Origin of the sequence: Mesorhizobium sp. M7A.F.Ca.US.005.03.2.1 (assembly GCF_003997795.1) — a bacterium.
Classification (GTDB): Bacteria; Pseudomonadota; Alphaproteobacteria; order Rhizobiales; family Rhizobiaceae; genus Mesorhizobium; species Mesorhizobium ciceri.
Genome location: NZ_RZRP01000161.1, coordinates 1 through 9,332, shown reverse-complemented (window position 1 = coordinate 9,332; position 9,332 = coordinate 1). Strand labels below are relative to the sequence as shown.

General features: G+C 62.5%; 10 protein-coding genes. 5 read left to right on the top strand and 5 right to left on the bottom strand.

The annotated features are described in order from the left end of the window. The 5 genes from EN991_RS11765 to EN991_RS11745 all read right to left on the bottom strand — a co-directional run. Positions 1-982, bottom strand: a 982-nt coding sequence (locus tag EN991_RS11765; RefSeq protein WP_164768991.1) for an Ldh family oxidoreductase, incomplete at its 3' end; no start/stop codon positions are given. 38 nt (positions 983-1,020) lie between these two features. After that, a complete protein-coding gene (locus tag EN991_RS11760; RefSeq protein ID WP_127368800.1) occupies positions 1,021-2,184 on the bottom strand; it encodes an epoxide hydrolase family protein in 1,164 nt (387 codons plus the stop codon). Continuing rightward, entirely contained in the window at positions 2,181-3,161 is a 981-nt protein-coding gene (locus EN991_RS11755; protein ID WP_127368799.1) for a biotin-dependent carboxyltransferase family protein, read from the bottom strand. The genes EN991_RS11760 and EN991_RS11755 overlap by 4 nt, the downstream gene beginning before the upstream one ends. Beyond that, positions 3,158-3,820, bottom strand: coding sequence for a 5-oxoprolinase subunit PxpB (gene pxpB / locus EN991_RS11750; RefSeq protein WP_127368798.1), 663 nt, complete (start codon positions 3,818-3,820; stop codon positions 3,158-3,160). Before pxpB ends, EN991_RS11755 begins: the two co-directional genes overlap by 4 nt. Positions 3,821-3,826: 6 nt before the next feature. Further along, positions 3,827-4,603 (bottom strand): SDR family oxidoreductase, encoded by a 777-nt coding sequence (locus EN991_RS11745; protein WP_041164662.1) that lies wholly within the window; start codon positions 4,601-4,603, stop codon positions 3,827-3,829. A 240-nt stretch (positions 4,604-4,843) separates the two neighbouring features. Between EN991_RS11745 and EN991_RS11740 the strand changes: the two genes are divergently transcribed. From EN991_RS11740 to EN991_RS11720, 5 genes are all read left to right on the top strand, one after another. Further along, positions 4,844-5,479, top strand: coding sequence for an RraA family protein (locus EN991_RS11740; protein ID WP_013525175.1), 636 nt, complete (start codon positions 4,844-4,846; stop codon positions 5,477-5,479). 148 nt (positions 5,480-5,627) lie between these two features. Next, the gene (locus EN991_RS11735) at positions 5,628-6,749 is read left to right on the top strand and encodes a branched-chain amino acid ABC transporter substrate-binding protein (protein WP_245460946.1); all 1,122 of its coding nucleotides are present in this window, start codon (positions 5,628-5,630) and stop codon (positions 6,747-6,749) included. Positions 6,750-6,868: 119 nt separating this feature from the next. Then, positions 6,869-7,780 (top strand): branched-chain amino acid ABC transporter permease, encoded by a 912-nt coding sequence (locus EN991_RS11730; protein ID WP_127368795.1) that lies wholly within the window; start codon positions 6,869-6,871, stop codon positions 7,778-7,780. Beyond that, a complete protein-coding gene (locus tag EN991_RS11725; RefSeq protein WP_127368794.1) occupies positions 7,777-8,739 on the top strand; it encodes a branched-chain amino acid ABC transporter permease in 963 nt (320 codons plus the stop codon). The genes EN991_RS11730 and EN991_RS11725 overlap by 4 nt, the downstream gene beginning before the upstream one ends. Positions 8,740-8,741: 2 nt before the next feature. Then, positions 8,742-9,332, top strand: a 591-nt coding sequence (locus EN991_RS11720; RefSeq protein ID WP_164768989.1) for an ABC transporter ATP-binding protein, incomplete at its 3' end; no start/stop codon positions are given.

Genomic DNA, 9,332 nt, shown 5'->3' with positions numbered 1-9,332 from the left:
CCTGGGCTGAGAGGCTGATCCCGCCACTCTCCGATGCTGCTCGGGCAATGAACCGCCGCTGTGAGGGCAGCCGTGCACCCTGGCCAAGGATCGCCTCGAACAGGGCATCGGCACGGTCCAACGGATTGCCGGGGCGGCTCGAGGAAAAAGCTTGTGGCGAGAAAGCGATGATCAATTCTCCGTGGGACGGATAAAGCGTCGTGGTGCCGAGCAGATGGAGCGCCTCGGGGCTGGTCAGATCGCCGATCATGATCCCGGCGAGCAACTCGATCATCGTCGCGATGGCGGAACCCTTGTGCCCGCCGAAGGGAAGCATAGCGCCCGACAGGGCAGCTTCGGGGTCGGTCGTTGGCCTGCCGTCCGAATCCATGGCCCAGCCTTCCGGCAGCGACTTGCCTGCCCGGCGGTGGAGCTCGATCTCACCTCGCGCGGCAACCGAGGTCGCGAAGTCGAAAACATAGGGCGGCTGTTCTTCGCGCGGCCAGCCAAAGGCAAAAGGATTGGTACCCAGCAACGGTCCGTTGCCGCCGGTCGGGGCGACCGTGGCGTAGCTCGGACACATGGCCAGGCCGGCAAGGCCTGCCTGCGACAAGGCTTCGACTTCCACCCAAAGGGCGGAAAAATGGACGGCATCGTTGATCGCAAGCGCGGCAATGCCGCACGAACGTGCCCGCTCGACCAGCACCGGCAGACCCAGTTCGAAGGCCGGGTTGGCGAAGCCGCCCTTCGCATCCACTTTGATGATGGCGGGAGCATCTTGCGGCAACAATTCGGGCTCCGCGTTCGGGTTTACCTTACCCGCCCTGATCGTCCGCAGGGCGCCTTCAATGCGGTAGACACCATGTGACTTGCAAGCATCGCGTTCCGCCGCAACGATGACCCTTGTGATGGCGCTGGCCTGGATGGGGTTCAGTCCAGCCTTGCGGAAAATTGCATCGACGCGCTCATGCAGGGCATCGATGGTGATCGTGGTGTTGGTCATTTCTGGCCTTCGGGTTTGGCTGCGTGCAAACGCTGGCTTTAAAAATCCAGACCACCGGCAAAGGCTCTTAAATCCTGTGCAAGCAAAGCGGGCTGCTCGAGGGCCGCGAAATGACCACCGCGCGGCATCGCTGTCCACTGGCGGATGTCCTTGAAGACGCGCCCGACCCAGCTCCTCGGCGGCATCGGCATCTCTTTTGGAAACAACGCCACCGCAAGTGGAACGTGGATCGCGGTGCCCGACGCGAATGCAAGCGGGCGGGCGCGCGTTTCCCAATAGAGGCGCATCGACGAAGCGACCGTCCGGGTGAACCAGTAAAGCGAGATGTTGGCGAGCATGTCGTCGCGCGAAAAAGCAGCATTGCCCAGATCGCCACCGCAATCACTCCAGTCGCGGAACTTTTCGATCATCCAGGCTGCCAGTCCGACCGGTGAATCCGTCAGCCCGTAGGCAAGCGTTTGCGGGCGCGTCGCTTGAATATGAGCATAGGCGCCATGAATATCCGCCCATCCGGCTTTCCGTTCCAGGAAGGCGCGTTCTTCCGGCGTCAAGTCACCATCCGGGCTTGCATCGTGAGGCGGTGAGAATGAGCCAGGGATGAAATTCAGATGCACGCCGGCGAGACTGTCTGGATGTGCGTGCGCCAGACAGATCGACACGCTGGCGCCCAGATCGCCACCTTGCGCGAGATATCGCTTGTAGCCGAGACGGCTCATCAATTCAGCCCAAAGGTCGGCAACGGCAAACAGGTTGAGACCAGGCCTAGTCGGCCGGCTCGAAAAACCATAGCCGGGAATCGACGGAACCACGACGTTGAAGGCATCCTCCTGTCTTCCGCCATGCGAAAGCGGGTCGGTCAGAAGCGGGATCAGCTCATGAAATTCGAAGACGCTGCCTGGCCAGCCATGGGTGAGTATGACCGTTCTGCCGGTCGCAACAGCGGCGCGTGCATGGATGAAATGGATGGTTTGGCCGCCAATATCCGTCTGGTAGTGCGGATGGATGTTCCAGGCGGCTTCCTGCTTGCGCCAGTCGAAGCCGGTGCACCAGTGCTGCATAAGCCGCCGCAGTTCCTCGTGCTCCGTTCCTTGCGCCCAGCCTATTGCCTGCAACTGATCCGGCTCGCGCCAGTTCGAGATGCGCTTCCTCAAATCGTCGATTTCGGACTGGGCAATCTCGATGGTGAAGGGACGAATTTTCATGGAGCCCTCTGCTCGCCGACCATGAGGTTCCGGGCGGCGATAAAGTCGCGGCGTCGCTGCCAGTTCGTGCGAAGCGCTTCCGTCGACGCTTCGATCGAGACCGCTGAGAAACGCAGACGCGCGCCGACAGGCGCTTGTGCGAGCCGCCACAGGTCGGCTTCGATCACCGTAGCGATCTTCGGATAGCCGCCGCAAGTGTTGGCATCGGCAAGTTGGATGATTGGCTGGCCGGACGGTGGCACCTGGACAGTGCCGGGTACGATGCCGTGCGACAGCAATTCCATCGGTGACACGAGCGAGAGCGTCTCTCCGGAAAGGCGATATCCCATCCGGTTGGCGTCGTTGGTGATGCTCCATTCGCTTCCGGTGAAGGCTGCCTGGGACTCAGGGGTGAAGGCGTCGAACTCGGCGGCCGGCAGAACTCGCAACTCGAATGCCGAGGCAAAGCCGTCCACCGCGCCGCGTCGCTCTTCCAGCGCTGCGCCGATGCCGCCTGCGGGAAGCCGGCATTGCGCCGGGTTGAGCGCAAGCCGGTCACCGCGCGACAGGCCGCGCCCGCCGAGCCCGCCGAAGCCACCCTTCGCATCCGTCGCGCGCGACCCCATGACGAGGGGTAGATCGAGCCCCCCGGCAACGGCGATATAGGAACGCGCACCGGTGCGCGGTGCTTCGAGGACAAGCGTCTCACCGGCGCGGATCGCCATGGCCCACCAGGGCGGGCAGGGCCGATTACCGACGCTGACGGCGCAATCCGCGCCGGTGACAGCGACCGCGGTGTCGACATGCGTGCGCAGCCGGAACGGATGAAGCGCGACCTCGATCCCGGCAGCCGAGGGATCATTGCCCAGCATGAGATTGGCGATTGCAAGCGCTTGCCTGTCCATGGCGCCGCCATGGCTGACCCCCAGCGCAAGATGGCCAGGCCGGCCGAGATCCTGGATTGTGTTCGGCAGACCGGTGGTGAGGATCTCGATCATGCCTCAATCCCCGCGATCGTGAATCGGATCGTGTCTCCCGGCCAGAGCAGCACGGGCAATTCCGCTTCGGCGTTGAACAGCTTCACGTCGGTATGGCCGATCATGTGCCATCCGGACGGCGCAGTCATCGGCATGACGCCCGCCTGCGCACCGCCGATCATGACGGCGCCCTCAGTCACCTTCAGGCGAGGCGTGCTGCGCCTTGCCCAGGCAAGCCGTGGGTCGAGACCGGACAGATAGGGAAAGCCCGGCATGGCGCCGATGGCGGCGACGGTGTAGGCGGCTGCCGCGTGGCGCCTGACGGTCTCGTCGACAGACAGGCCGCAATGCGCGGCCCAGCCGGCGAGGTCCTCGCCGCGCGAGCCGCCATAGCTGACAGGAATAGTATGATGCGTGCCGGTCACCGCATGGGCATCGGTGCTGGTCCAGAGCGACATCAACTGATCGCCGACACTGTGGGCGTCCGTGGCGAGCGGGTCAAACACCACCAGCAGGTTGTTCATGCCGGGAACGGTCTCGCGCACCCCTTCGAGGCTCAGCGCAGCATTCGCTACCGCCCAGACCAGCTCCTGGGTGGCATCATCGAAAGCCCCCTGCGCCCCGTCGAGCAGCAGCGCGGCCGATCCCGCAAGACTGATGTGGGGCGTACCGACAACCATTGGCGGTCAGTCCTTCACCGGCATCGTATAATTCAGGATCAGGCGGCCGCCATCCGGATAGATGGTCTGGCCGACAATGTAGGAGGCGTCGTCGCTGGCCAGGAAGGATGCGACGCTGGCGATCTCCGAAGGTTCGCCACAGCGGCCGCTCGGCGTGCGCGACAGTATGGTCTGGCGCTGCGCTTCGCTGGCCATGACCGAGCTCTTGACCATGTCGGTCAGGATGGTGCCGGGGCCGATGGCGTTGACGCGAATGTTATGCGGAATCAATCCGACGGCCATCACCGCCGTCAACTGCTTGATGCCACCCTTGGACACGGCATAGGCGACGGAATTGGGAATGGCCAGGATGGCGTTGATCGACGACATGTTGATGATCGAGCCGCCGCGTCCCTGCGCGATCATGGCCCTTGCCGCGGCCTGCCCGAGAAGGAAGGGCGCCTTGAGATTGACGCGCTGAACCAGGTCGAAGGCTTCCTCGGGGAAGTCAACGAAATCGTCCAGATGGATGATGCCGGCATTGTTGATGAGGACGTCGACACCGCCGAATCGCTCCGTGGCCTTGGCAACAACATCGGCTGCCATCTCCTGGGTGCATTCGGAGAGATCCGCCGATAGCCAGGCGGCACGCTCGCCAAGACGTTCGGCATGCTCGCGTCCGCGATCGGCCTGCACGTCGACAAGCACCACCTTGGCGCCATCGGCATGAAAGCGCTCAGCGCAGGCAAGGCCCAGGCCTTGTGCCGCCCCGGTGACGATCACGACTTTTCCTGCGTGCTTCACAACTGAATCCCTTTTCACAATCATGACATCTATGGATATGTTATCCAATCTATCTTGAACTTTGACGCCATTGCAAGTCCGAATGGCAGGAGCGGTTGGGGCATTCTGACCAGACTTACGCCATTTATAAGTCGATTTGGCTTTTTTCTGCCGACAATCGCAAGGTCGGTTGACTCGACCGAATTAAGTATGATTGGATACTATATTCATAATAAGTGCCGACGAGGAGGAGTGCAGGCGATGGCGGATGGATCACAGGAAAGCGAACTGATCGACGCGTTCCGCGCTCTTGCGACGCCGTTGATCAGCGACAATCTCGCTCGCGTTCCCGGCGCTGTCGGGTTGCGGCCGTTTCATCGGGTGAGTGGCGTCATGGCGGGGAGAGCGCTGACGGTCAGGACTCGTCCCGGGGACAACCAGTTCATCCATCGTGCGCTCGATCTGTTGCAGCCAGGCGACGTCATTGTCGTCGACGGCGGTGGCTATGAGGGGCGCGCGCTGGTCGGCGAGATCATGACAAGTGTCGCGGCTTCGCGCGGCGCCGCGGGCATCGTCATCGACGGCGCCATTCGCGATGCAGGTGCCATCGGCCGCAATCCGTTCCCATGCTTCGCGCGGTCGGCCATCCATCTCGGACCTTACAAGGATGGTCCGGGAGCCATAAATGTTCCGGTCTGCATAGGCGGCATGGTCGTCGGTCCAGGCGACATCGTCGTCGGCGACGAAGATGGCGTCGTGGCATTTCCAATGGACGGTGCCGCGGCCTTGCTGGCCGCCGTCCGGGCGCAGGAAGCCCGCGAGGCCGAGATCATGCAGAGCATCCAGGAGAACCGCTATCAGGGAGCCTATGCCCGTGCTTCCAGCGGCAGTCACTGATCGGCGGATCAGGAGCCTGCCGGTGAGAAATCGCATGGCAGGCTGGCGATCTTGCTCAACAAAACCGCTCCGCAACTAACCGAGGGGCGAAACAATGCATTTCGGGCACGCCGCCTGGATGCGCCAACAGGGGAAATGGAGAGAATTAATGGTTGTTTCCTTCAAGAGGCTTGCCAAGAGGCTGGCTTGTGCGACCGCCCTTGCCGGGCTGGCTATGACCACGATGGCCGCGGCTGCCGATATAAAGATCGGCATCGTGGCTCCCATGACTGGCCAACTGGCCAGTGAAGGGCAGGATATGGAGAACGCCGTGAAGATGGCGATCGACGCCGTCAACGCCAAAGGTGGCGTCAACGGCGACAAGATCATCACCACGACCGCTGACGACGCCTGCGATCCGCAGCAGGCGGTGACCGCAGGCAGCAAGCTTGTCTCGGAAGGCGTGACCGCCATCGTTGGCGGCTACTGTTCGGGTGCCGTCTTGCCGACATTGAAGATCTACGGCGACGCCGGCATTCCGTTCGTCATCATCGGAGCGAACTCGACCAAGCTGGTCGCCGCCAATCAGGGTAATGCCTTCCTCGCCAATTCGACCGGCGACATGCAGGCGACTACAGCGGTGGAGCTCTTCAAGAAGAACGGCTACAAGAAGATCGCGGTCGTCGACGAAGGCGATGCCTATTCATCCGACCTGGCCAAGCTGACCGCCGAAGCCTTCAAGGGCGCAGGCGGCGAAATTGCCGCCAAGGAGACCACCACGGCCGGCGAGCAGGACTATTCGGCGGTCGTCACCAAGATCAAATCAAGCGGCGCCGACGCCGTCTTCTGGACCGCCTACCATGCCGGCGGCGCACTGCTCACCAAGCAGCTTCGGCAGGCCGGTTTCCAGGGCGGCATCGTGCTGGGCGACGGCAACAATTCGCCGGAGTATCTGGAAATCGCCGGGTCGGCCGGTGAGGGCGTGTATCTGTTGTCTCCGCCGACCGTCGACCTCTTGTCCGGCGCCGCCGACTTCAAAGCCAAGTACAAGGAAACCTATGGTCGTGACGCCGGTGCCTATGCAGCTCTTTCGTATGATGTGGGCGACCTAATCGCCGATGCCATCACGCGGGCCAAGTCGGCGGATCAAAAGGCGATCATCGAGGCCCTCAAGGCGAGCGACTTCAAAGGCCTTGCCGGCGAAATCAAGTTCACCGACAAGAACACCCTCCAGACCTCGAACTTCCGCCCGGTGATCGCCAAAGGCGGCAAGTGGGTGGCTGTCGAATAAAGGCTAACCGGATTGATGCCGGGGCGGCCCTTGTGGCGGCCTCGGCGTCATCGCCGATTGTCTGGCGCGCCAACGCTGCGCCCAGACAAGACTTTTTCAATTCTGCCCCAGGAGCATCAATGACGCTCGACCTGCTTATTCAGCAACTGGTGAACGGTCTTATCGTCGGCTCGTTCTATGCCCTGATCGCGCTCGGCTACAGCATGGTCTTCGGCGTCATCAAGCTCCTGAATTTCGCCCATGGCGACATCTACATGAACGGCGCCTTCGTCGGCCTCATTGTGTTTTCCTTCGTTGGCATCTGGGTCGGCAATGGCTGGCTGGGCGTGGTCTGCGCCCTGCTTGTGTCGATGCTGGTCGTCGGCTTGCTCGGCGTCGTCATCGAACGCTTCGCCTATCGGCCGATGCGCAATGCGCCGCGCCTCTCCATCCTCATCACGGCGCTCGGCGCCTCAATGGTGTTGAACGGCACGGCACTCGCCCTGACAGGCGGGCGTCATTACGCCTTCAACACGGATCTCGGTTTTGCCGGTGTCGACATTTCCACCGTTCATATCACCTACACGCAGATGGTGCTGGTGGCCGCCTCCATCGCTCTTATGACCGGGATGCAGGCCTTTGTCTCACGCACCATGTACGGCAAGGCGATGCGCGCCGTGTCCATCGACATGGGGGCGAGCCGCCTGATGGGCATCGATGTCGACCGGGTGATCGCACTGACCTTCTTCATGGGTTCGGCGCTCGCCGCCGGCGGCGGGGTCATGGCCGGCGCGTACTATGGCAGTGTCCATTTCTTCATGGGCTTCATCATGGGGCTCAAGGCCTTCACCGCCGCTGTCATAGGCGGGATCGGCAGCGTGCCGGGTGCCATGCTGGGCGGCTTACTGCTCGGCCTGCTCGAGGCTTTCGGTTCTTCCTTGCCCTTCGTCGGATCGGAGTGGCGTGACGTCTTCGTTTTCGGCACCCTGATCCTGTTCCTTGTGTTCAAGCCGACCGGCCTTCTTGGCCGCTCTGTCGTGGAGCGGGTATGATGATCGACGAAGTGAGAAGCATGCCGGCCGCCGGGCAACCGCAATTGATGCGCTGGTCCGTCGTGCTGCCCGGCCTGGCGGCACTCGCCGTCGCGCTGGTGTTGCCGCAGTTCGCCAACGCCTACGTGACGGAGGTGGCGACCACGGCGCTGCTCTATGTCGTGCTGTGCCTCGGCCTCAACATAGTCGTTGGCTATGCGGGCCTGCTCGATCTCGGCTACGCCGCCTTCTTTGCGGTTGGCGCCTACACATCAGGCATCCTGACCGCAGAATTCGGCTTCAATTTCTGGCTCACCATCCCGATCGCCATGGCGGCAGCCTGCGTAGCAGGTATCATCATCGGTGCTCCGACCTTGAGGCTGCGCAGCGACTATCTGGCGATCGTGACGCTGGGCTTCGGCGAGATCGTGCGCATCATCGCCCGCAACCTCGACATCACCGGTGGCGCGAGTGGCCTCATCGGTATCGAGCGGCCGGGGATCTTCGGCTTCAAGCTGATGCAGGTGCAGCACTTCTATTATGCGTTCCTGGTGCTGGCGCTGCTCACCGCCTTCGTCTGCCTGAGCGTCGAGCGGTCACGAATGGGACGAGCCTGGTTCTACGTTCGCTATGATGAGGACGCCGCTGCCGGCATCGGCATCAACCGTGTCACGGCCAAGCTGCAGGCATATATGATGGGCGCGGTGATAGCTTCCGTGGCCGGGTGCCTCTACGCCGCCAAGATGACGGCCATCTCGCCGGAGAGTTTCACCTTCAATCAATCGCTTCTCATCCTGCTTGGCGTCGTCCTTGGTGGCATGGGCCGCATTCCTGGCGTCGTCCTGGGTGCCGTTCTCGTGGCCCTGCTTCCGGAGGTGCTGCGCGGGGCGGGCACTTATCGTCCCCTGGTGACTGCGGTTGCGTTGCTGGCAATCATGCTGTTCAGGCCGAACGGGCTCTGGCCGGACAAGCGGGTTTGACCATGGCGTTGCTCGAAGTCCGCGATCTGCGCCTCAGTTTTGGGGGACTGAAGGTCCTTCACGACATTTCGTTCTCGGTTGAGAAAGGTGCCATCAACAGTCTCATCGGGCCGAATGGCGCCGGCAAGACGTCGCTCTTCAATTGCCTGACCGGCTTCTACAAGCCGAAGGACGGTTCGATCAGCCTGGGCGGCCGGCCAATTACCGGTTTGCCGCCGCATCGCATCACCGCGCTCGGGCTCGCCCGCACGTTTCAGAACATCCGACTGTTCAAGGAGATGAGCGTTCTAGAAAACGCCATGTCCGGCCAGCATTGCCGGAGCCGTCATGGCATCGTGTCGGCCATCCTGCACTTGCCGTCGCAGCGGCGCGAGGAAGAGGTGATCCGCGCGGTTGGCATGCGCTGGCTCGATTTCGTCGGCATTGCTGAGCATGCGCATCGATATGCCGGCGGCCTTTCCTACGGCGATCAACGGCGGCTCGAACTCGCAAGGGCGTTGGCGTCGACACCTGAGCTTATCCTGCTGGACGAGCCCGCTGCCGGCCTGAACGAGCGCGAGAAGCTGGACCTCGTACATCTGATCCGCCGCATT